The organism is Streptomyces sp. NPDC005866 (assembly GCF_040629895.1).
Lineage (GTDB): Bacteria > Actinomycetota > Actinomycetes > Streptomycetales > Streptomycetaceae > Streptomyces.
Window position 1 is genome coordinate 1 of record NZ_JBEXWP010000051.1, and the last position, 20,651, is coordinate 20,651.

Genomic DNA, 20,651 nt, shown 5'->3' on the forward strand with positions numbered 1-20,651 from the left:
GGCGGCAAGGGCATCACCAGCCTCGGCAAGATAGCCAAGGGGCTGAAGGAGATGAAGAACCTCCGCGGCGGCATGAAGGCCATGAGCCTCGCCGTGAAGGGGCTCGGCAAGAACGCACGCGGCATGCTTGCCGACGGGGCCGAGGGCGCCTTCAACCGGCTGAAGAGCGCGGTGCGTTCCAAGGGCAGCGACCCGGTCGACATGGCTACCGGCGCGATGTACCTCCCGCAGACCGACATCGAACTGCCCGGCATCCTCCCGCTGGCCTTCACCCGCCGGGTCGCCTCCGACTACCGCTGCGGCTGGTGGTTCGGCCCCGGCTGGGCTTCCACCCTCGACCAGCGCCTGGAGATCGATGCGCAAGGCGTCGTGTACGTCACCGAGGACGGCCTGCTGCTGTCGTATCCGCACCCCGCCGCGCCCCACACCCCGGTCCTGCCCGAAGCCGGACCCCGCTGGCCCCTGACCCGTCAGGATGACGGCGGGTACCGCATCACCGACCCCCTCACCGGCCACACCCACCACTTCGCCCGCCCCACCACCGAGGGCACCGCCCTGCTCACCGGCATCACCGACCGCAACCAGCACACCCTCACCTTTGACCACGACGAGCACGGCACCCCACTCGCCATCCGCCACTCCGGCGGCTACCACCTGCGCATCACCACCGACGAGGGCCGGGTCACCGCCCTCTCCTTGGCCGGAGCCGCCGACGACGGCTCGGACATCGTCATCAAGCGCTACGGCTACACCGACGGCAACCTCACCGAGACCGTCAACTCTTCCGGCCTGCCCCTGCGCTTCACCTACGACGACCGGTTGCGCGTCACCTCCTGGACCGACACCAACAACAGCCGGTACGCGTACACGTACGACGACCGCGACCGCTGCATCGCCGAAGGCGGCCAAGCCGGTCACATCACCATCACCCTCGACTACGACACCACCGACCCCGCCTGGCCCGACTGCCACATCACCACCCTCACCACCGCCGAAGGTGCCACCACCCGCTTCGTCATCAACACCAACAGCCAAGTCATCGCCGAGATGGATCCACTGGGAGGGGTGACCAGGACCGAGTACGACGAGCGTCACCAGCTGTTGTCCTGGACCGACGCCCTCGGTCGCGCCACTCGGTTGACGAACAACGAGTACAACCAGCCGGTCAGGATCGCTCGCCCCGATGGCCACGAGACGCGGGCGGAGTACAACGAACTCCTCCTTCCCGTAACGGTGACCGGCCCCGACGGCCTGACCCACCGACAGACGTACGACGACCGCGGCAACCGCACCTCGGTCACCGACCCGACAGACAACACCACCCGCTTCACCTACGACGGGCAGGGGCGCCTCACCTCGATCGTCGATCCCCTGGGCGGTGTCACGGGGATCCTCTGCGACTCGGCCGGGCTACCACTGTCGATCACCGATCCATCGGGGGCGGTGACGAGTTGTGCACGGGACACCTTCGGCAGGCCCACCGTGATCACCGACGCGTCGGGGGCCGTGACCCGGCTGGGGTGGACGGTGGAGGGACGACTCGCTGAGCGGATCGCCCCGGACGGCTCGGTGGAGGCCTGGGAATTCGACGGGGAGGGCAACCGCACCGCTCACATCGACCGGACTGGGGCGGTCTCGCGCTACGAATACACGCACTTCGACCTCCTCGCCGCGCGCACCGGCCCGGACGGAGCGCGCTACGACTTCACGTACGACGCCGGGCTGCGCCTGACGACTGTCACCAACCCCCAGGGGCTGCGCTGGTCCTACACATATGACGCGGCCGGACGACTCGTGTCCGAGAAGGATTTCGACGATCGTGTCCTCACCTACACCCACGATGTCGCGGGCCGCCTTTGCTCCCGTACCGACTCCTTGGGCCAGACGGTCCACTACGAGCGGGACGTTCTGGGGAGGGTCACGCGCAAGGACGCCCACGGTCAGGTGACCACCTTCGTCTACGACGCCGTCGGCGAGCTCGCCGAAGCGGCGGGCCCCGACGCCACGCTCGTGTTGCGCCGGGACCCACTGGGCCGCCTCGTCTCCGAGAGCGTCAACGGACGTGCCGTCGTCCACAGCCACGACGAGGTGGGGCGGCGCACCCGCCGTGCAACGCCCGCGGGGGCGCTGAGTGCGTGGTCGTACGACGAAGTCGGACGTCCCGCCCGACTCACCTCGTCGGGCCGGAGCATCGATTTCGGATACGACGAAGTCGGTCGCGAGACCAGCCGGCGGATCGGGAGCGTGCTCACGCTGGCGCACACCTTCGACGCGTCGGGGCGTCTCACCCTCCAGTCGATAAGGGGTGGGGACGGTGAATCGGTGCAACGGCGTTCGTACAGCTACCGTGCGGACGGCGCACTGGCAGGCATCGATGACCAGCTCGCGGGTCCGCAACGGTTCGATCTGGATCCGCTGGGTCGGGTCACTGCCGTGCACGCATCCAACTGGTCGGAGTCGTATGCCTATGACCAGGCCGGAAACCAGACCTACGCGGCTTGGCCGGCCTCGCATCCCGGTCACGAGGCGACCGGCGAACGCGCGTACAGCGGAACGAGGATCACGCATGCGGGCCGGGTGCGGTACGAGCACGACGCCCTCGGCCGCGTCACCCTGCGGCAGCGGACCCGTCTCTCCCGCAAGCCCGACACATGGCGCTACACCTGGGACGCGGAAGACCGCCTGACGGCCGTACGTACTCCCGACGGCACACTGTGGCGCTACGCCTACGACCCGCTCGGGCGCCGAATCGCCAAAATGCGCATGGACGCCGACGGCGAACGAGCCGTCGAGCGTACTGACTTCACCTGGGACGGTACGACCCTCTGCGAACAGACCACCCTCAGCGACGACCTGCCGCATCTCGTCACGCTCACCTGGGATTACCAGGGGCGCCGGCCGGTCAGCCAGAGCGAGCGGATCACGGAGCGGCCTACCGGACAGAGTCCGCAGGGGGACATCGACCTGCGCTTCTTCGCCATAGTCACCGATCTCATCGGCGCGCCGCGGGAGCTCGTCGATGAGGCCGGTGAGATCGCGTGGCGGACACGGAGCACCGTGTGGGGGAGCACAGTCTGGGCCGCCGGGAGCACCGCGTACACGCCACTCCGGTTCCCGGGCCAGTACTTCGACCCGGAGACCGGGCTGCATTACAACTACTTCCGGCACTACGATCCGGAAAGCGCGCGGTATCTCTCCCCCGATCCGCTGGGCCTCGAACCCGCACCGAACCCGCTTACCTACGTCCCCACCCCCCACACCCGGTCCGACAGCCTGGGACTGGCCCCGGATTACCATGAGTTCTTCACCGTCCAGGACGCGGAGAACGCCAGGCGCCTGCGCGGCGATGGGACTCCATGGCCCACCGCCGAGAATCGCGGTCATTATGGGGAAGGGGTTTACTCATGGGAGTCGCGCGCTGATGCCCAACGTTACGCCGAACGACTTCGGGGGCGCGGTGCCGAAGTGGAAGTCATGCCGTTCAGAGTCAGTGCCAGCGATTTCGATAATATGAAGAGGATCGACCTGCATGAGATCGGTGAGGACGCGGCGACTGAATTCGCCGACAAACACAGCAGGCTCTGGGGTGACGGACTTCCGCACGAATACGATTACGTGCGGGCGCCCACTGGAATGGGGCAGGCGGAGAACATCTTCAGTAAATCAGTCTTCCATCTCTTGAAGTTCTAGGACCGATCCGACGTGAGCAGCACCTTCAAGTACCGTTTCCGAAGCCCGCTGGGCGGGCTCGCTGCCGACCTTACGGCCGAGTACGCCCCCGCGGGCGCTGGAGACGAGTTCCAGCGCGGGTTCTTTCTGCAGATCGACCGGAAAGTACACCTGACCCTGCCCGCAGGAATTCACTGGCGGGACGCGTCGTGGCTGTCCTACGGCTTGGCAGCACACGCGCCCGCTCTGATGTCCCGATATCCCGAAGGCCTGTCCGTGAGAGTCACATCATTCACGTTCCCCCTCGCGCATTTCCGGTCGGAAGTTGCGGCATTGGCCATGGACGGCTGGCTCAGGCAGCAATTCGACCTACCGGACCTTGGCCTTGGTGTGTCCTTCGATGCGGCTAAGGGAAGCTACACGTTCCGGTGGGGAGAGGACACCGCCCCCTTCTCGGACGATCTCGCTCCACTTTGACGTACGTCGCGACTGGCGGGCGTTGGACGGGCCGCGAGAGGTGCTGCTTAGCTGGAGGCACAACAGTGCCAGCCGGAGCCGTCGGCATCACGGCTTCGACCCGCGAGATGGACTTCGGCCGGGGCGGTTTCTACGTCACCAAAGACCCCCGCCAGGCCCTGGAGTGCGAAGAAACTGGCGAACGACAAGGGCGGGGTGCCGACTGTCATCCACTTCAAGGTGCCCAAGGCACCACTGGAGGGGGTTGAGGACCCCCGACAACATGACAACCGAATTCTTGATGGATCTCGACCAGGGCATGGTTGAGTATTTTCGGGACATCGCGGACGAGATGATCTCGAGGTTCCGTGTCTCCCGCGCGGAGGCCGTGGCCAGGATCAACGAGCGCTTTCACGACGCGCAGATCTCGGCGTACCCCGATCTCATGTGCCACGAGTTCCCGGAGTACTGGTCGTACGGCCTGTACTACTACCCGAACGCGTCCGGACGCCTGCCCACCGGCGACGAGGGCGACGACGAGGGTTTCGACCCGTCCGTCCTGCGGGTCCGCCCCGCGCCTCCGAAGGGCTCCCGGTACTGGACGCTCGGGGCCTGACACCGGGTGCGTCGTCCGGAGATCGTGGTTGACGTAAGTGCTGAATTGAGTGAGCTGTCCGAGCTTGACGGGCTCACCGGTCAGGCCGTGGAGGAAGTTCTCGCCGGTGAGGGGTGGGTGGGGGAGCGCAGGAATCCCGCGAAGGCGTGGGCGACCACCTGGCGGCGCGACGGTGCGAGCGCGTGGGTTCAGGGGGACGCGCCTGTGGAGGTGCAGTTCACTCTCTGGTACCGCCAAGTCGATGATGAGCGGCCGGACCCGGACACGTACATCGAAGAGCTGTACGACCTTGCCCTGGCCGAACTGCCGGCTGTTGTCTCGCGGCTGGCGTCCGGCGTTCTCGGGCCCCGGCTCGAGGAGTCCGACCGGGATCTGACCGGCGGCGAGGACTATGTCGACCATCAGGCGTGGACCGTCGCGGACAAGGCCGTGCTGGCCGGGGTCAAGCACAGCGACACCGACGCGCCGGTCCGGCTCGTCGTCGTGCTGCGCGAGGACGACCCTGACGCCGACGACGAGGACGGCGAGGACGAGGACTGGCAGTGACGGGCCCCGGCGCCCGGATCGACCTCGTGTTTGACCTACGTCACCCTGGGGGTATTGTCTCCGGCCCGATTGGCCAGGCCCCCGCCCCCTATGGCAGACTGTCGGAGTTGCTCGGTCGAGTGTTGATGCTGTGCGCCTCCCGCCGGGAGGACCGGAAGCGAGTCCCACAGTACTCGTCGTCCTAACTGCCTCACGGCAGCACTGGGGCGGACGTACGGGAATCTTTCGGGAAGTGTGGTGCAGCACCGGCCAGGCGCCCGGTGGGCCTTCCGCCCCCGGCTTGCGGTTCCGGAAGGGCCGTGTGCATTCCCCGCAGGGATGTTCGAACAAGGGGCATCTGTGTCAGCGGGAGCGCGACACGCCCGACCTCGTGGGTCGGAGAAACGAAGGTAGCAGAAGGAATCCGCCGGGTTCCGGAGCGTAAGAAGAGACAGGACTACTGAGTAGCCATGGCGGGACAGAAGATCCGCATCCGGCTCAAGGCCTACGACCACGAGGTCATCGACTCCTCGGCGAAGAAGATCGTCGAGACGGTGACCCGCACTGGTGCGTCGGTCGCGGGCCCGGTGCCGCTGCCCACTGAGAAGAACGTGTACTGCGTCATCAAGTCGCCGCACAAGTACAAGGACTCGCGCGAGCACTTCGAGATGCGCACGCACAAGCGCCTGATCGACATCCTCGACCCCACCCCCAAGACCGTTGACTCTCTGATGCGACTCGACCTCCCGGCCGGTGTCGACATCGAGATCAAGCTCTGAGGGTCGGTGATCTGAGAATGGCTAAGCAGATCAAGGGCATCCTGGGCGAGAAGCTCGGCATGACGCAGGTCTGGGACGAGAACAACCGTGTCGTCCCGGTCACCGTCGTCAAGGCCGGCCCGAACATCGTCACCCAGGTCCGTACCAACGACGTCGACGGCTACGAGTCCGTCCAGCTCGCCTTCGGCGAGATCGACCCGCGCAAGGTGAACAAGCCCCTCAAGGGTCACTTCGCGAAGGCCGACGTCACCCCCCGTCGTCACCTCGTCGAGATCCGGACGGCCGACGCCACCGAGTACACCCTCGGTCAGGAAGTCACCGCCGAGGTCTTCGAGGCCGGCGTGAAGGTCGACGTCACCGGCAAGAGCAAGGGCAAGGGCTTCGCCGGTGTCATGAAGCGTCACAACTTCAAGGGCCTCGGCGCCGGTCACGGCACCCAGCGCAAGCACCGCTCTCCCGGCTCCATCGGTGGCTGCGCCACCCCGGGCCGCGTGTTCAAGGGCCTCCGCATGGCGGGTCGCATGGGCAACGAGCGGGTCACCACCCAGAACCTGACCGTCCACGCCGTTGACGCGGAGAAGGGTCTGCTGCTCATCAAGGGCGCGGTTCCCGGTCCGAACGGCGGCCTCGTCCTGGTCCGCACCGCGGCCAAGGGGGCCTGAGGTACCGATGAGCACTGTTGACATCCTTTCGCCCGCTGGCGAGAAGGCCGGTAGCGTCGAGCTCCCCGCGGAGATCTTCGACGTAGAGAAGGTCAGCGTTCCGCTGCTTCACCAGGTCGTCGTCGCACAGCTGGCCGCTGCCCGCCAGGGCACCCACAAGACGAAGACCCGTGGCGAGGTCCGTGGTGGCGGCAAGAAGCCGTACCGCCAGAAGGGCACCGGTCGCGCCCGTCAGGGTTCGACCCGCGCCCCGCAGTTCGCCGGCGGTGGCGTCGTCCACGGCCCGCAGCCGCGTGACTACTCGCAGCGCACCCCGAAGAAGATGAAGGCTGCCGCTCTGCGTCACGCCCTCACCGACCGGGCGCGCCACAACCGCATCCACGTCGTCTCCGGCGTGGTCGAGGGCGAGAACGCCAGCACCAAGGCCGCTCGCACGCTGTTCGGCAAGATCTCGGAGCGCAAGAACCTGCTCCTGGTCGTCGACCGCGCCGACGAGGCCGCGTGGCTGTCCGCCCGCAACCTGCCCCAGGTCCACATCCTGGAGCCGGGCCAGCTGAACACGTACGACGTTCTCGTCTCGGACGACGTGGTCTTCACCCAGGCCGCTTTCGAGTCCTTCGTCGCCGGCCCGAAGGCCAACGACACCGAAGGGACCGAGGTCTGATGGCTACCCGTCACCCGAGCATCGCCTCGAAGGCGGCCAAGGCCGCCAAGGCCGCGCGCGTCGCCAAGGCGCGTCGCCACGCCGCCGAGGGCAAGAACACCGTCGAGACCCCGCTGAGCAAGTCCTTCACGGACCCCCGTGACGTGCTGCTCAAGCCGGTCGTCTCGGAGAAGAGCTACGCGCTCCTCGACGAGAACAAGTACACGTTCATCGTCGCCCCGGGCGCCAACAAGACCCAGATCAAGCAGGCCGTCCAGGCGGTCTTCGAGGTCAAGGTCACCGGGGTCAACACGATCAACCGCCAGGGCAAGCGCAAGCGCACGAAGACCGGCTTCGGTCAGCGTGCCGGCAGCAAGCGCGCGATCGTGACCCTCGCCGAGGGCGACCGTATCGACATCTTCGGCGGTCCGTCCGCGTAAGCGGGTCGGATCGTCCGATATCGGACGAGGACTGAGAAATGGGAATCCGCAAGTACAAGCCGACTACGCCGGGCCGTCGTGGCGCCAGCGTCGCCGACTTCGTCGAGGTCACGCGGTCCACGCCGGAGAAGTCGCTGGTCCGCCCGCTGCACAGCAAGGGCGGCCGTAACAACGCCGGTCGTGTGACCGTTCGCCACCAGGGTGGCGGACACAAGCGCGCCTTCCGAGTGATCGACTTCCGTCGTCACGACAAGGACGGCGTGCCCGCGAAGGTCGCGCACATCGAGTACGACCCCAACCGCACCGCGCGCATCGCGCTGCTGCACTACGCGGACGGCGAGAAGCGCTACATCCTCGCCCCGCGCAACCTGCAGCAGGGCGACACCGTGGAGAACGGTCCCGGGGCCGACATCAAGCCGGGCAACAACCTGGCCCTCCGCAACATCCCGGTCGGTACCACGATCCACGCGATCGAGCTCCGTCCCGGTGGTGGCGCCAAGTTCGCCCGCTCCGCAGGTGCCTCCGTGCAGCTGCTGGCGCGTGAGGGTGCCATGGCGACGCTCCGTATGCCGTCCGGCGAGATCCGCATGGTGGACGCGCGCTGCCGCGCCACCGTCGGTGAGGTCGGCAACGCCGAGCAGTCGAACATCAACTGGGGCAAGGCCGGCCGTAAGCGGTGGCTGGGCGTTCGCCCGACCGTCCGTGGTGTCGTCATGAACCCGGTCGACCACCCGCACGGTGGTGGTGAGGGCCGGACCTCCGGTGGCCGCCACCCCGTGTCCCCGTGGGGCAAGAAGGAAGGTCGTACTCGTTCACCCAAGAAGGCGTCGAGCAAGTACATCGTCCGCCGCCGCAAGACGAACAAGAAGCGTTAAGGACGGGTTGAGATGCCTCGTAGCTTGAAGAAGGGACCCTTCGTCGACGACCACCTGATCAAGAAGGTGGATGTCCAGAACGAAGCCGGTTCCAAGAACGTCATCAAGACCTGGTCCCGTCGCTCGATGATCGTCCCGGCGATGCTCGGTCACACGATCGCGGTGCACAACGGCAAGATCCACATCCCGGTGTTCGTCACCGAGGCGATGGTCGGTCACAAGCTCGGCGAGTTCTCGCCGACTCGTACCTTCCGGGGTCACGTCAAGGACGACCGGAAGTCGAAGCGCCGCTAACGCGGATCGCATTCAGACAAAGAAACCTGAAAGGGACAACCATGGAAGCCAGGGCCCAGGCGCGGTACATCCGCGTCACGCCCATGAAGGCCCGCCGCGTGGTGGACCTCATCCGTGGCATGGATGCCACGGAGGCCCAGGCTGTTCTGCGATTCGCTCCGCAGGCAGCCTCCGTGCCGGTCGGCAAGGTGCTCGACAGCGCCATTGCCAACGCCGCGCACAACTACGACCACACCGACGCCGACAGCCTCGTCATTTCCGAGGCCTACGTCGACGAGGGTCCGACCCTGAAGCGGTTCCGTCCGCGTGCCCAGGGCCGTGCCTACCGGATCCGCAAGCGGACCAGCCACATCACTGTGGTCGTCAGCAGCAAGGAAGGAACCCGGTAATGGGCCAGAAGGTTAACCCGCATGGGTTCCGGCTCGGCATCACCACGGACTTCAAGTCCCGGTGGTACGCCGACAAGCTGTACAAGGACTACGTCAAGGAAGACGTCGCCATCCGTCGGATGATGACGTCCGGCATGGAGCGCGCCGGTATCTCCAAGGTGGAGATCGAGCGCACCCGTGACCGTGTCCGCGTGGACATCCACACCGCGCGTCCGGGCATCGTCATCGGCCGCCGTGGCGCCGAGGCCGACCGCATCCGCGGTGACCTGGAGAAGCTGACCGGCAAGCAGGTCCAGCTGAACATCCTCGAGGTCAAGAACCCGGAGACGGACGCTCAGCTGGTGGCCCAGGCCGTCGCCGAGCAGCTGTCCTCCCGCGTCTCCTTCCGCCGCGCCATGCGTAAGAGCATGCAGTCGGCGATGAAGGCCGGCGCCAAGGGCATCAAGATCCAGTGCGGTGGCCGCCTCGGCGGCGCCGAGATGTCCCGCTCGGAGTTCTACCGCGAGGGCCGTGTGCCCCTGCACACGCTCCGCGCGAACGTGGACTACGGCTTCTTCGAGGCCAAGACGACCTTCGGCCGTATCGGTGTGAAGGTCTGGATCTACAAGGGCGACGTCAAGAACATCGCCGAGGTCCGCGCCGAGAACGCCGCTGCCCGTGCCGGCAACCGCCCGGCCCGTGGTGGTGGCGCTGGTGACCGCCCGGCCCGTGGTGGCCGTGGTGGCGAGCGGCGCGGTCGCAAGCCGCAGCAGGCTCCCGCTGCCGAGGCCCCCCAGGCCGAGGCCGCTGCCGCTCCGGCTGCTGAGAGCACCGGAACGGAGGCCTGACCGTCATGCTGATCCCCCGTAGGGTCAAGCACCGCAAGCAGCACCACCCGAAGCGTCGTGGTGAGGCCAAGGGCGGTACCACGGTCGCGTTCGGCGAGTACGGCATTCAGGCCCTCACGCCGGCGTACGTGACCAACCGCCAGATCGAGGCGGCTCGTATCGCGATGACCCGCCACATCAAGCGTGGCGGCAAGGTCTGGATCAACATCTACCCGGACCGCCCGCTGACGAAGAAGCCTGCCGAGACCCGCATGGGTTCCGGTAAGGGTTCTCCGGAGTGGTGGATCGCGAACGTGCACCCGGGCCGGGTCATGTTCGAGCTGTCGTACCCCAACGAGAAGATCGCCCGTGAGGCGCTGACCCGTGCGGCCCACAAGCTGCCGATGAAGTGCCGGATCGTCAAGCGCGAGGCAGGTGAAGCGTGATGTCGGCCGGTACCAAGGCGTCCGAGCTGCGCGAGCTGGGCAACGAGGAGCTGCTGAACAAGCTCCGCGAGGCCAAGGAAGAGCTGTTCAACCTCCGCTTCCAGGCGGCGACTGGTCAGCTCGAGAACCACGGTCGGCTCAAGGCCGTCCGTAAGGACATCGCGCGGATCTACACCCTGATGCGTGAGCGCGAGCTGGGCATCGAGACGGTGGAGAGCGCCTGATGAGCGAGAGCAACGTGACTGAGAACGCAACCGAGGCACGCGGTTTCCGCAAGACCCGTGAGGGTCTCGTCGTCAGCGACAAGATGGACAAGACCGTCGTCGTCGCCGTCGAGGACCGAGTGAAGCACGCGCTGTACGGCAAGGTCATCCGCCGTACGAACAAGCTCAAGGCGCACGACGAGCAGAACGCCGCGGGTGTCGGCGACCGTGTCCTCCTGATGGAGACCCGGCCGCTGTCCTCGACGAAGCGCTGGCGCGTCGTCGAGATCCTCGAGAAGGCCAAGTAATTCTCCTGCGGGGCACCCCTCGCAGGACAGTTCCGCCAGGCTCCGGGGGCCGTTCCTGAACGGCCCCCGGGGAACCGGCAGACACACAGGAGATAGACGTGATCCAGCAGGAGTCGCGACTGCGCGTCGCCGACAACACTGGTGCGAAGGAGATCCTTTGCATCCGTGTGCTCGGTGGCTCCGGTCGCCGCTACGCGGGCGTCGGTGACGTCATCGTCGCCACCGTCAAGGACGCGATCCCGGGTGGCAACGTGAAGAAGGGTGACGTCGTCAAGGCGGTCATCGTTCGCACCGTCAAGGAGCGCCGCCGTCCGGACGGCTCGTACATCCGCTTCGACGAGAACGCCGCCGTCATTCTGAAGAACGACGGTGACCCTCGCGGCACCCGCATCTTCGGCCCGGTCGGGCGCGAGCTGCGCGAGAAGAAGTTCATGAAGATCATCTCGCTGGCTCCGGAGGTGCTGTAAGCATGAAGATCAAGAAGGGCGACCTGGTCCAGGTCATCACCGGCAAGGACAAGGGCAAGCAGGGCAAGGTCATCGCGGCCTACCCCCGCGAGGACCGTGTCCTGGTCGAGGGTGTCAACCGGGTCAAGAAGCACACCAAGGCCGGTCCGACCGCTAGCGGTTCGCAGGCCGGCGGCATCGTCACGACCGAGGCGCCCGTCCACGTCTCCAACGTCCAGCTGGTCGTTGAGAAGGACGGCAACAAGGTTGTCACGCGTGTCGGTTACCGCTTCGACGACGAAGGCAACAAGATCCGCGTTGCCAAGCGGACGGGTGAGGACATCTGATGGCTACCACCACGACTCCGCGTCTGAAGCAGAAGTACCGCGAGGAGATCGCGGGCAAGCTGCGTGACGAGTTCAAGTACGAGAACGTCATGCAGATCCCCGGTCTCGTCAAGATCGTGGTCAACATGGGTGTCGGCGACGCCGCCCGTGACTCCAAGCTCATGGACGGTGCCGTCCGTGACCTGACCACCATCACCGGTCAGAAGCCGGCCGTCACCAAGGCCCGCAAGTCCATCGCGCAGTTCAAGCTGCGTGAGGGTCAGCCGATCGGTGCCCACGTCACGCTCCGTGGCGACCGCATGTGGGAGTTCCTGGACCGCACCCTGTCGCTCGCGCTGCCGCGCATCCGCGACTTCCGTGGTCTGTCCCCCAAGCAGTTCGACGGCCGTGGCAACTACACCTTCGGTCTCACGGAGCAGGTCATGTTCCACGAGATCGACCAGGACAAGATCGACCGTACCCGGGGCATGGACATCACCGTGGTCACCACGGCGACCAACGACGCTGAGGGCCGTGCGCTCCTTCGTCACCTCGGCTTCCCGTTCAAGGAGGCGTGAGCGAGATGGCGAAGAAGGCTCTGATTGCCAAGGCTGCTCGCAAGCCCAAGTTCGGTGTGCGTGGCTACACCCGCTGCCAGCGCTGTGGCCGTCCGCACTCCGTGTACCGCAAGTTCGGCCTGTGCCGCGTGTGCCTTCGTGAGATGGCTCACCGTGGCGAGCTGCCGGGCGTGACCAAGAGCTCCTGGTAATCCCCGCTTTCAGGGATTCCCGAAGCTCTCGGTAAGCAATGGGCGTGTCAGGCGCCCACCCTTCCATGGCTTAGGCTTGGAGGGTTGGGCGCCTGACGTCGCCCGCGGGCGAAGCCCGCTATTAGACGCTTACTACGCCGTAGGTCCACCGCACCGCACCCGCCTCGTCTCGGTTCGAGGAGAGGGATGGGCACCTGGAAACCCCGGCGAGAGAGGCCGAAGGCCAATTCATGACCATGACTGATCCGATCGCAGACATGCTTACGCGTCTGCGGAACGCGAACTCGGCATACCACGACACCGTGACGATGCCGGCATCGAAGATCAAGTCTCACATCGCGGAGATCCTCCAGCAGGAGGGCTTCATCACGGGCTGGAAGGTCGAGGACGCCGAGGTCGGCAAGAACCTCGTCCTGGACCTCAAGTTCGGTCCCAACCGTGAGCGCTCCATCGCGGGCATCAAGCGGATCTCCAAGCCCGGTCTCCGGGTCTACGCGAAGTCCACCTCCCTGCCCAAGGTGCTGGGCGGCCTCGGCGTGGCGATCATCTCCACGTCGCACGGGCTCCTCACCGACAAGCAGGCCGGCAAGAAGGGCGTAGGCGGAGAAGTTCTCGCCTACGTCTGGTAGCAGAAGGGAACGGAGGAAACAGCTATGTCGCGCATTGGCAAGCTCCCCATCACGGTTCCCGCCGGCGTGGACGTCACCATCGACGGCCAGACGGTGTCGGTCAAGGGCCCCAAGGGCTCGCTGACCCACACCGTCGTTGCGCCGATCGAGATCGCCAAGGGTGAGGACGGCGTTCTGAACGTCACCCGCCCCAACGACGAGCGTCAGAGCAAGGCCCTGCACGGCCTGTCCCGCACGCTGGTGGCGAACATGATCACCGGCGTGACCCAGGGTTACGTGAAGAAGCTCGAGATCAGCGGCGTCGGTTACCGCGTGACCGCCAAGGGTTCGAACCTCGAGTTCGCGCTCGGTTACAGCCACCCGATCCTCGTCGAGGCCCCCCAGGGCATCAGCTTCAAGGTCGAGAACCCCACCCGGTTCTCGGTCGAGGGCATCGACAAGCAGAAGGTCGGCGAGGTCGCGGCCAACATCCGCAAGCTGCGCAAGCCCGACCCGTACAAGGCCAAGGGCGTCAAGTACGAGGGCGAAGTCATCCGCCGCAAGGTCGGAAAGGCGGGTAAGTAAGCCATGGCATACGGACAGAAGATCCTTAAGGGCGACGCCTACAAGCGCGCCGCGATCAAGCGCCGTCACATCCGGATCCGTAAGCGGATCGGCGGTACGGCGGAGCGTCCCCGTCTGGTCGTTACCCGCTCGAACCGCCACATCGTGGCCCAGGTGATCGACGACATCAAGGGTCACACCCTGGCGTCGGCGTCCACTCTGGACACCTCGGTCCGCGGTGGCGAGGGTGACAAGTCCGCGCAGGCCAAGCAGGTCGGCGCCCTGGTCGCCGAGCGTGCCAAGGCCGCCGGTGTCGAGGCCGTGGTGTTCGACCGTGGTGGCAACCAGTACGCCGGGCGCATCGCTGCCCTGGCGGACGCCGCCCGCGAAGCCGGGCTCAAGTTCTGAGCCGCTTGTAGCTAGCGGAAAGAGAGAGGTAATCCAATGGCTGGACCCCAGCGCCGCGGTGGCGGTGCCGGTGGCGGCGAGCGGCGGGACCGGAAGGGCCGTGACGGCGGCGCTGCTGCCGCCGAGAAGACCGCGTACGTTGAGCGCGTTGTCGCGATCAACCGCGTCGCCAAGGTTGTGAAGGGTGGTCGTCGCTTCAGCTTCACCGCGCTGGTCGTGGTGGGCGACGGTGACGGCACCGTGGGTGTCGGTTACGGCAAGGCCAAGGAGGTGCCGGCCGCCATCGCCAAGGGTGTCGAGGAGGCCAAGAAGCACTTCTTCAAGGTCCCCCGTATCCAGGGCACCATCCCTCACCCCATTCAGGGTGAGAAGGCTGCGGGCGTCGTCCTGCTCAAGCCGGCTTCCCCCGGTACCGGCGTCATCGCCGGTGGCCCGGTGCGTGCCGTGCTGGAGTGCGCCGGCGTTCACGACATCCTGTCGAAGTCCCTGGGCTCCGACAACGCGATCAACATCGTGCACGCGACCGTGGCGGCCCTCAAGGGCCTGCAGCGTCCCGAGGAGATCGCGGCCCGCCGCGGTCTGCCGCTCGAGGACGTCGCCCCCGCGGCTCTCCTTCGTGCACGTGCCGGGGCGGGTGCGTAATGGCTCGCCTCAAGGTCACGCAGACGAAGTCGTACATCGGCAGCAAGCAGAACCACCGTGACACCCTGCGGTCGCTTGGTCTCAAGGGGATCAACACCGTGGTCGTCAAGGAGGACCGCCCCGAGTTCCGCGGAATGGTGCACACCGTCCGCCACCTCGTGACGGTCGAGGAGGTCGACTGATCATGGCGGAGCAGAACCCGCTCAAGATCCACAACCTCCGTCCCGCCCCCGGCGCCAAGACCGCCAAGACCCGTGTCGGTCGTGGTGAGGCGTCGAAGGGTAAGACGGCCGGTCGTGGTACCAAGGGCACGAAGGCCCGTTACCAGGTTCCGGAGCGCTTCGAGGGTGGCCAGATGCCCCTCCACATGCGTCTCCCGAAGCTGAAGGGCTTCAAGAACCCGTTCAAGACCGAGTACCAGGTCGTGAACCTCGACAAGCTGTCCGCGCTGTACCCGGAGGGTGGCGAGGTCACCGTCGAGGGGCTCGTCGCGAAGGGTGCCGTTCGCAAGAACAGCCTCGTCAAGGTCCTCGGCCAGGGTGAGGTCTCCGTGGCGCTGCAGGTGACGGTCGACGCCGTCTCCGGCTCCGCCAAGGAGAAGATCACCGCCGCCGGCGGCACCGTCACCGAGCTCGTCTGAGCATCTCGGACGTCATCGATGACGTAAGCGATCCCGACCGGGGATACCCTCACAGTGGGGTATCCCCGGTTGGTCGTTCCTAGGGGGCGTGGTCGCCGGTAAGGTGGTCTGCGCTGTCCTTTTTCCTTATTCGTCGAACCTCAAGACCGTCACCCTTGACGCAGTTGCGCGGGGGTCGCAGGAGGCACCGTGCTCACCGCGTTCGCCCGGGCGTTCAGGACGCCCGACCTGCGCAAGAAACTGCTCTTCACGCTGGCCATCATCGTGGTCTACAGGGTCGGTACCCATATCCCGATCCCCGGCGTCAACTACAAAGCCGTCCAGACGTGTGTGAACGAGGCCTCCGGCAACCAGGGCCTGTTCGGTCTCGTCAACATGTTCAGCGGTGGCGCGCTGCTCCAGATCACGATCTTCGCGCTCGGCATCATGCCGTACATCACCGCCAGCATCATTCTTCAGCTGCTGACCGTGGTCATTCCGCGCCTGGAAGCCCTGAAGAAGGAGGGCCAGGCGGGCACGACGAAGATCACCCAGTACACCCGTTACCTGACGGTGGCCCTCGCCATCCTGCAGGGCACCGGCCTGGTCGCCACCGCCCGCAGCGGCGCCCTCTTCTCCGGCTGCACGGTCGCCTCCAGCATCGTGCCGGACCAGGCGATCTTCAGCACCATCACGATGGTCATCTGCATGACCGCCGGTACTGCCGTCGTCATGTGGCTCGGTGAGCTGATCACCGACCGCGGTATCGGCAACGGCATGTCGATCCTGATGTTCATCTCGATCGCCGCGACCTTCCCGTCCGCGCTGTGGGCCATCAAGAAGCAGGGCACCCTGGCCGGCGGCTGGATCGAGTTCGGCACCGTCATCGCTGTCGGCCTGGTCATGGTCGCCCTGGTGGTCTTCGTCGAGCAGGCCCAGCGCCGGATCCCGGTCCAGTACGCGAAGCGCATGATCGGCCGCCGGTCCTACGGCGGTACGTCGACGTACATCCCGCTGAAGGTGAACCAGGCCGGTGTGATCCCGGTCATCTTCGCCTCGTCGCTGCTGTACATTCCGGCGCTCGTGGCGCAGTTCGCCGGCGGCAACTCGGGCTGGAAGCAGTGGGTCACCACGAATCTGACCAAGGGTGACCACCCGATTTACATCGCTTCGTACTTCTTGCTCATCGTTTTCTTCGCGTTCTTCTATGTCGCTATCTCCTTCAACCCCGAAGAAGTAGCCGACAACATGAAGAAGTATGGTGGCTTCATCCCGGGCATCCGGGCTGGCCGACCGACCGCTGAGTACCTCTCGTACGTGCTCAACCGGATCACCTGGCCGGGTTCGCTGTATCTGGGGCTGATCGCTCTCGTACCGACGATGGCGTTGGTTGGCTTTGGGGCAAGCCAGAACTTCCCGTTCGGCGGGACCAGCATCCTGATCATCGTGGGTGTGGGTCTTGAGACGGTGAAGCAGATCGAGAGCCAGCTTCAGCAGCGCAATTACGAAGGGTTCCTCCGCTGATGCGAATCGTCCTCGTCGGGCCGCCGGGTGCCGGTAAGGGAACGCAAGCCGTTCGCCTCGCCGAGAAGCTGAAGATCCCGCACATCTCCACCGGCGACCTGTTCCGGGCCAACATCAGCCAGCAGACGGAGCTCGGGAAGCTCGCGAAGTCGTACATGGACGCAGGCAACCTCGTCCCCGACGAGGTCACCATCGCCATGGCCAAGGACCGCATGGAGCAGCCGGACGCCGCGCGCGGCTTCCTGCTGGACGGTTTCCCGCGCAATGTCTCGCAGGCCGAGGCGCTCGACGAGCTGCTGAAGAACGAGGGCATCAAGCTCGACGCGGTACTCGACCTGGAGGTCCCGGAGGAAGAGGTCGTCAAGCGGATCGCGGGCCGCCGTATCTGCCGCAACGACTCGTCCCACGTCTTCCACGTCGCGTACAACCCGCCGAAGGTCGAGGGTGTCTGCGACGTCTGCGGTGGCGAGCTCTACCAGCGCGACGACGACTCCGAGGACACGGTTCGTACGCGGCTGGAGGTCTACCACACACAGACCGAGCCCATCATCGACTACTACAAGTCGCAGGGCCTGGTCCGTACGATCTCCTCGCTGGGCCCGGTGGACGAGGTCACGCGGCGGGCGCTGGAAGCGCTCGGCGCCGACGAGTGCGACGTCGAGAACGACGAGGGCGACGTCAAGAACGACGAGAACGACGCGAACGACAAGAAGTAGTTCCACGGCGGTTCGGCCGCGGTGCCCGCCCCTCGGACCTCGGTCCGGGGAACGCCAGGGCGCCGCGGCCGTACTGTTGTACAGGTATCCGGTTGACGTTGACGTGAGTGACGGAGAGCGCAGGCCACCCATGGTGCAGATCAAGACCCCCGAGCAGGTCGCCAAGATGCGGGCGGCGGGCCTGGTCGTAGCCGCCATCCACGCGGCCACCCGCGAGGTGGCGGTCCCCGGTGCCAGCACCAAGGACCTGGACGAGGCGGCCCGCAAGGTCCTCGCCGAGCACGGCGCCAAGTCGAACTTCCTCGGCTACGGCGGTTTCCCGGCCACCATCTGCACGTCGGTCAACGACGTGGTCGTCCATGGCATCCCCGCCGAGGACGTCGTCCTCAAGGACGGCGACATCATCTCCATCGACTGCGGCGCGATCGTCGACGGCTGGCACGGTGACGCGGCCTACACGGCCTTCGTGGGCTCCGGTCACGCTCCGGAGCTGATCGAGCTCTCCCGGGTGACCGAGGAGTCGATGTGGGCCGGTATCGCGGCGATGAAGCAGGGGAACCGGCTCGTCGACGTCTCCCGGGCCATCGAGACGTACATCCGCCGGCAGCCGAAGCCGGGCGGCGGCCGGTACGGGATCATCGAGGACTACGGCGGCCACGGCATCGGCACCGAGATGCACATGGACCCGCACCTGCTGAACTATGTCGACCGGCGGCGGGGCAAGGGCCCGAAGCTGGTCCCCGGGTTCTGCCTGGCCATCGAGCCGATGGTGTCGCTGGGGACGCCGCGGACCGAGGTGCTGGAGGACGACTGGACGGTCATCACGACCGACGGGACATGGTCCTCGCACTGGGAGCACTCGGTGGCACTGACCGAGCAGGGGCCGCTGGTGCTGACGGCGCCTGACGGAGGCAAGGCCAAGCTGGCCGAGCACGGTATCGTCGCTGCCCCGGATCCGTTGGCCTGAGCCGCCTGCCGGGTGGGGGCCTTCCGTTGCGTGGCGGCCGCCCGTCATGGGTTGCTCGCGCCTACGCGGCGGTAGCCGCATGTCGAGCACAGCCCCGCGCCCCTTGAGAGGCGCTTCACTCGCCGCGCTTAACGATCTGCTCTGTGGGGCAGACTTCACCGATTCGTCTTTCCGGGTGCGCTGACGTAGACTGACTCGTCGGCTCTCGTGCACCCGCATGTCCGCATGCGCCCGAGAGGGAAAACGCGGGAGTCGATCAAGGTAGTCGATTCGAAGGGCGAAGCGTGGCCAAGAAGCAAGGTGCCATCGAGATCGAGGGCACTGTCGTCGAGTCTCTTCCGAACGCGATGTTCAAGGTCGAGCTCCAGAACGGCCACCAGGTCCTGGCACACATCAGCGGCAAGATGCGTATGCACTACATCCGTATCCTCCCTGACGACCGGGTCGTGGTGGAGCTGTCTCCTTACGACCTGACGCGTGGCCGGATCGTCTACCGATACAAGTAGATCTTGCCCACGTCCCGTGTGAGCGGGGCTGCCGGCAACTGACCCGGAGAACCTCAATCCCATGAAGGTCAAGCCGAGCGTCAAGAAGATCTGCGACAAGTGCAGGGTGATCCGCCGTCACGGTCGGGTCATGGTCATCTGCGAGAACCCGCGCCACAAGCAGCGCCAGGGCTGACGCACGACCGATCCCTCTGCATCCATCGCAGAGATTCGCGCGACGCAAGCTGAATATGTTCATACGCAGGGCCCGAGCCGGACACGGCTCGACACCCCCGGTTCGGAGGCCGGGGACCCAGTTCGTACCTGGTACGGCGGCTGGGATCCGGTCCTGTGGAAGACCTCCGAAGATCACCAGGAGCCATTGAAGTGGCACGCGTTTCCGGTGTTGACATTCCGCGCGAAAAGCGTGTGGAAGTCGCCCTCACCTACGTGTTCGGCATCGGCCGGACGCTCTCCCAGCAGACGCTGGCCGAGACCGGTATCGACCCGAACACCCGCGTCCGCGAACTGAGCGAAGAGCAGCTGGTCGCGATTCGCGAGTACGTCGACAACAACATCAAGACCGAGGGTGACCTCCGTCGCGAGATCCAGGCCGACATCCGCCGCAAGGTCGAGATCGGCTGCTACCAGGGTCTGCGTCACCGTCGCGGTCTGCCCGTCCGCGGTCAGCGCACCAGCACCAACGCTCGCACCCGCAAGGGCCCGCGTCGCGCCATTGCCGGCAAGAAGAAGCCGGGCAAGAAGTAGTCCGCAGCGGACCTCTGTCCACGGTCTTCGCTGTAGGACCGACCACCTCCCGTAGGAGTTAGTAGATGCCCCCCAAGGGTCGTCAGGGCGCTGCCAAGAAGGTGCGCCGCAAGGAAAAGAAGAACGTCGCTCACGGCCACGCGCACATCAAGAGCACGTTCAACAACACGATCGTCTCCATCACGGACCCGTCCGGCAACGTGATCTCCTGGGCCTCCGCCGGCCACGTCGGCTTCAAGGGTTCCCGGAAGTCCACGCCGTTCGCCGCGCAGATGGCCGCCGAGTCGGCCGCCCGTCGCGCCCAGGAGCACGGCATGCGCAAGGTCGACGTGTTCGTGAAGGGCCCGGGTTCCGGTCGTGAGACCGCGATCCGCTCCCTGCAGGCCACGGGCCTCGAGGTCGGCTCCATCCAGGACGTCACCCCGACTCCGCACAACGGCTGCCGTCCGCCGAAGCGCCGCCGCGTCTGACGCGACGCCTTCGGGCCTGAGGTTTCCGGGCGGTACGGCTCCGTAAAAGGGCCGTATCGCCCGTACCCTTGCAGTACCAGTAGGGCGTCAAATAGCGGGCGCCCGCAACTGAAGGATCCACAACATGCTGATCGCTCAGCGTCCCTCGTTGACCGAAGAGGTCGTCGACGAGTTCCGCTCCCGGTTCGTGATCGAGCCGCTGGAGCCGGGCTTCGGCTACACCCTCGG

At 66.1% G+C, this 20,651-nt stretch carries 32 protein-coding genes and 1 pseudogene; all 33 read left to right on the top strand.

The annotated features are described in order from the left end of the window. Window positions 1-3,690, top strand: a 3,690-nt coding sequence (locus tag ABZ396_RS40240) for a DUF6531 domain-containing protein (protein WP_359187131.1), incomplete at its 5' end; no start/stop codon positions are given. A 12-nt stretch (window positions 3,691-3,702) separates the two neighbouring features. Then, entirely contained in the window at window positions 3,703-4,146 is a 444-nt protein-coding gene (locus tag ABZ396_RS40245) for a hypothetical protein (protein WP_358924123.1), read from the top strand. Window positions 4,147-4,408: 262 nt separating this feature from the next. Then, a complete protein-coding gene (locus ABZ396_RS40250; protein ID WP_358924125.1) occupies window positions 4,409-4,741 on the top strand; it encodes a hypothetical protein in 333 nt (110 codons plus the stop codon). A 45-nt stretch (window positions 4,742-4,786) separates the two neighbouring features. Beyond that, a complete protein-coding gene (locus ABZ396_RS40255) occupies window positions 4,787-5,287 on the top strand; it encodes a hypothetical protein (RefSeq protein WP_358924127.1) in 501 nt (166 codons plus the stop codon). Between the two features lie 449 nt (window positions 5,288-5,736). Next, on the top strand, window positions 5,737-6,045 hold the full coding sequence (gene rpsJ, locus ABZ396_RS40260) for a 30S ribosomal protein S10 (protein ID WP_003948644.1): 309 nt from the start codon (window positions 5,737-5,739) through the stop codon (window positions 6,043-6,045). Between the two features lie 17 nt (window positions 6,046-6,062). Beyond that, window positions 6,063-6,707 (top strand): 50S ribosomal protein L3, encoded by a 645-nt coding sequence (gene rplC / locus ABZ396_RS40265; protein ID WP_351318159.1) that lies wholly within the window; start codon window positions 6,063-6,065, stop codon window positions 6,705-6,707. 7 nt (window positions 6,708-6,714) lie between these two features. Beyond that, complete coding sequence (gene rplD / locus ABZ396_RS40270) at window positions 6,715-7,371, top strand: 50S ribosomal protein L4 (protein WP_358924128.1); 657 nt, start codon at window positions 6,715-6,717, stop codon at window positions 7,369-7,371. After that, the gene (gene rplW / locus ABZ396_RS40275) at window positions 7,371-7,790 is read left to right on the top strand and encodes a 50S ribosomal protein L23 (RefSeq protein ID WP_352223082.1); all 420 of its coding nucleotides are present in this window, start codon (window positions 7,371-7,373) and stop codon (window positions 7,788-7,790) included. The genes rplD and rplW overlap by 1 nt, the downstream gene beginning before the upstream one ends. A 38-nt stretch (window positions 7,791-7,828) precedes the next feature. Beyond that, window positions 7,829-8,665 carry a 50S ribosomal protein L2 gene (gene rplB / locus ABZ396_RS40280; RefSeq protein ID WP_358924129.1) on the top strand — a complete coding sequence of 279 codons (837 nt, stop codon included), beginning with the start codon at window positions 7,829-7,831 and terminating at the stop codon, window positions 8,663-8,665. Window positions 8,666-8,677: 12 nt separating this feature from the next. After that, window positions 8,678-8,959 (top strand): 30S ribosomal protein S19, encoded by a 282-nt coding sequence (rpsS, locus tag ABZ396_RS40285; RefSeq protein WP_358924131.1) that lies wholly within the window; start codon window positions 8,678-8,680, stop codon window positions 8,957-8,959. Window positions 8,960-9,000: 41 nt separating this feature from the next. Continuing rightward, the gene (gene rplV, locus ABZ396_RS40290) at window positions 9,001-9,348 is read left to right on the top strand and encodes a 50S ribosomal protein L22 (RefSeq protein WP_030619142.1); all 348 of its coding nucleotides are present in this window, start codon (window positions 9,001-9,003) and stop codon (window positions 9,346-9,348) included. Continuing rightward, on the top strand, window positions 9,348-10,175 hold the full coding sequence (gene rpsC / locus ABZ396_RS40295; protein ID WP_217549193.1) for a 30S ribosomal protein S3: 828 nt from the start codon (window positions 9,348-9,350) through the stop codon (window positions 10,173-10,175). Before rplV ends, rpsC begins: the two co-directional genes overlap by 1 nt. A 5-nt stretch (window positions 10,176-10,180) precedes the next feature. Further along, entirely contained in the window at window positions 10,181-10,600 is a 420-nt protein-coding gene (rplP, locus tag ABZ396_RS40300; RefSeq protein WP_030788270.1) for a 50S ribosomal protein L16, read from the top strand. Then, entirely contained in the window at window positions 10,600-10,824 is a 225-nt protein-coding gene (rpmC, locus tag ABZ396_RS40305) for a 50S ribosomal protein L29 (RefSeq protein ID WP_010036720.1), read from the top strand. Before rplP ends, rpmC begins: the two co-directional genes overlap by 1 nt. Further along, window positions 10,824-11,111 carry a 30S ribosomal protein S17 gene (gene rpsQ / locus ABZ396_RS40310; RefSeq protein ID WP_358924133.1) on the top strand — a complete coding sequence of 96 codons (288 nt, stop codon included), beginning with the start codon at window positions 10,824-10,826 and terminating at the stop codon, window positions 11,109-11,111. The genes rpmC and rpsQ overlap by 1 nt, the downstream gene beginning before the upstream one ends. Window positions 11,112-11,209: 98 nt before the next feature. Next, window positions 11,210-11,578: a 50S ribosomal protein L14 gene (gene rplN / locus ABZ396_RS40315; protein WP_041985720.1), complete on the top strand. Its 369-nt coding sequence runs from the start codon at window positions 11,210-11,212 to the stop codon at window positions 11,576-11,578. A gap of 2 nt (window positions 11,579-11,580) precedes the next feature. Next, complete coding sequence (gene rplX / locus ABZ396_RS40320) at window positions 11,581-11,904, top strand: 50S ribosomal protein L24 (protein WP_129307392.1); 324 nt, start codon at window positions 11,581-11,583, stop codon at window positions 11,902-11,904. Further along, a complete protein-coding gene (rplE, locus tag ABZ396_RS40325; RefSeq protein WP_352223081.1) occupies window positions 11,904-12,461 on the top strand; it encodes a 50S ribosomal protein L5 in 558 nt (185 codons plus the stop codon). The genes rplX and rplE overlap by 1 nt, the downstream gene beginning before the upstream one ends. A 5-nt stretch (window positions 12,462-12,466) precedes the next feature. Beyond that, window positions 12,467-12,652, top strand: a complete 186-nt coding sequence (locus ABZ396_RS40330) for a type Z 30S ribosomal protein S14 (RefSeq protein ID WP_003948630.1) — start codon at window positions 12,467-12,469, stop codon at window positions 12,650-12,652. 230 nt (window positions 12,653-12,882) lie between these two features. After that, the gene (gene rpsH / locus ABZ396_RS40335) at window positions 12,883-13,281 is read left to right on the top strand and encodes a 30S ribosomal protein S8 (RefSeq protein WP_352223080.1); all 399 of its coding nucleotides are present in this window, start codon (window positions 12,883-12,885) and stop codon (window positions 13,279-13,281) included. A gap of 24 nt (window positions 13,282-13,305) precedes the next feature. After that, on the top strand, window positions 13,306-13,845 hold the full coding sequence (gene rplF / locus ABZ396_RS40340) for a 50S ribosomal protein L6 (RefSeq protein ID WP_358924136.1): 540 nt from the start codon (window positions 13,306-13,308) through the stop codon (window positions 13,843-13,845). 3 nt (window positions 13,846-13,848) lie between these two features. After that, the gene (gene rplR / locus ABZ396_RS40345; protein ID WP_358924138.1) at window positions 13,849-14,232 is read left to right on the top strand and encodes a 50S ribosomal protein L18; all 384 of its coding nucleotides are present in this window, start codon (window positions 13,849-13,851) and stop codon (window positions 14,230-14,232) included. A 36-nt stretch (window positions 14,233-14,268) separates the two neighbouring features. Further along, window positions 14,269-14,874: a 30S ribosomal protein S5 gene (rpsE, locus tag ABZ396_RS40350; RefSeq protein WP_016645168.1), complete on the top strand. Its 606-nt coding sequence runs from the start codon at window positions 14,269-14,271 to the stop codon at window positions 14,872-14,874. Beyond that, complete coding sequence (rpmD, locus tag ABZ396_RS40355; RefSeq protein WP_006376032.1) at window positions 14,874-15,056, top strand: 50S ribosomal protein L30; 183 nt, start codon at window positions 14,874-14,876, stop codon at window positions 15,054-15,056. The genes rpsE and rpmD overlap by 1 nt, the downstream gene beginning before the upstream one ends. Window positions 15,057-15,058: 2 nt before the next feature. Next, on the top strand, window positions 15,059-15,514 hold the full coding sequence (gene rplO / locus ABZ396_RS40360) for a 50S ribosomal protein L15 (protein ID WP_356302256.1): 456 nt from the start codon (window positions 15,059-15,061) through the stop codon (window positions 15,512-15,514). A gap of 189 nt (window positions 15,515-15,703) precedes the next feature. Beyond that, a complete protein-coding gene (gene secY, locus ABZ396_RS40365; RefSeq protein ID WP_358924140.1) occupies window positions 15,704-17,017 on the top strand; it encodes a preprotein translocase subunit SecY in 1,314 nt (437 codons plus the stop codon). Continuing rightward, on the top strand, window positions 17,017-17,733 hold the full coding sequence (locus ABZ396_RS40370; RefSeq protein ID WP_358924142.1) for an adenylate kinase: 717 nt from the start codon (window positions 17,017-17,019) through the stop codon (window positions 17,731-17,733). Before secY ends, ABZ396_RS40370 begins: the two co-directional genes overlap by 1 nt. Before the next feature lie 130 nt (window positions 17,734-17,863). Further along, entirely contained in the window at window positions 17,864-18,700 is an 837-nt protein-coding gene (gene map, locus ABZ396_RS40375; RefSeq protein WP_358924144.1) for a type I methionyl aminopeptidase, read from the top strand. Between the two features lie 284 nt (window positions 18,701-18,984). Next, a complete protein-coding gene (infA, locus tag ABZ396_RS40380; RefSeq protein WP_003948620.1) occupies window positions 18,985-19,206 on the top strand; it encodes a translation initiation factor IF-1 in 222 nt (73 codons plus the stop codon). Window positions 19,207-19,267: 61 nt separating this feature from the next. Beyond that, window positions 19,268-19,381, top strand: coding sequence for a 50S ribosomal protein L36 (gene rpmJ, locus ABZ396_RS40385; RefSeq protein ID WP_003998809.1), 114 nt, complete (start codon window positions 19,268-19,270; stop codon window positions 19,379-19,381). A gap of 191 nt (window positions 19,382-19,572) precedes the next feature. Beyond that, window positions 19,573-19,953: a 30S ribosomal protein S13 gene (gene rpsM, locus ABZ396_RS40390; protein ID WP_358924146.1), complete on the top strand. Its 381-nt coding sequence runs from the start codon at window positions 19,573-19,575 to the stop codon at window positions 19,951-19,953. Between the two features lie 65 nt (window positions 19,954-20,018). Continuing rightward, the gene (gene rpsK, locus ABZ396_RS40395; RefSeq protein ID WP_003956432.1) at window positions 20,019-20,423 is read left to right on the top strand and encodes a 30S ribosomal protein S11; all 405 of its coding nucleotides are present in this window, start codon (window positions 20,019-20,021) and stop codon (window positions 20,421-20,423) included. A gap of 124 nt (window positions 20,424-20,547) precedes the next feature. Further along, window positions 20,548-20,651, top strand: a pseudogene (locus tag ABZ396_RS40400) (DNA-directed RNA polymerase subunit alpha); the annotation flags it as partial.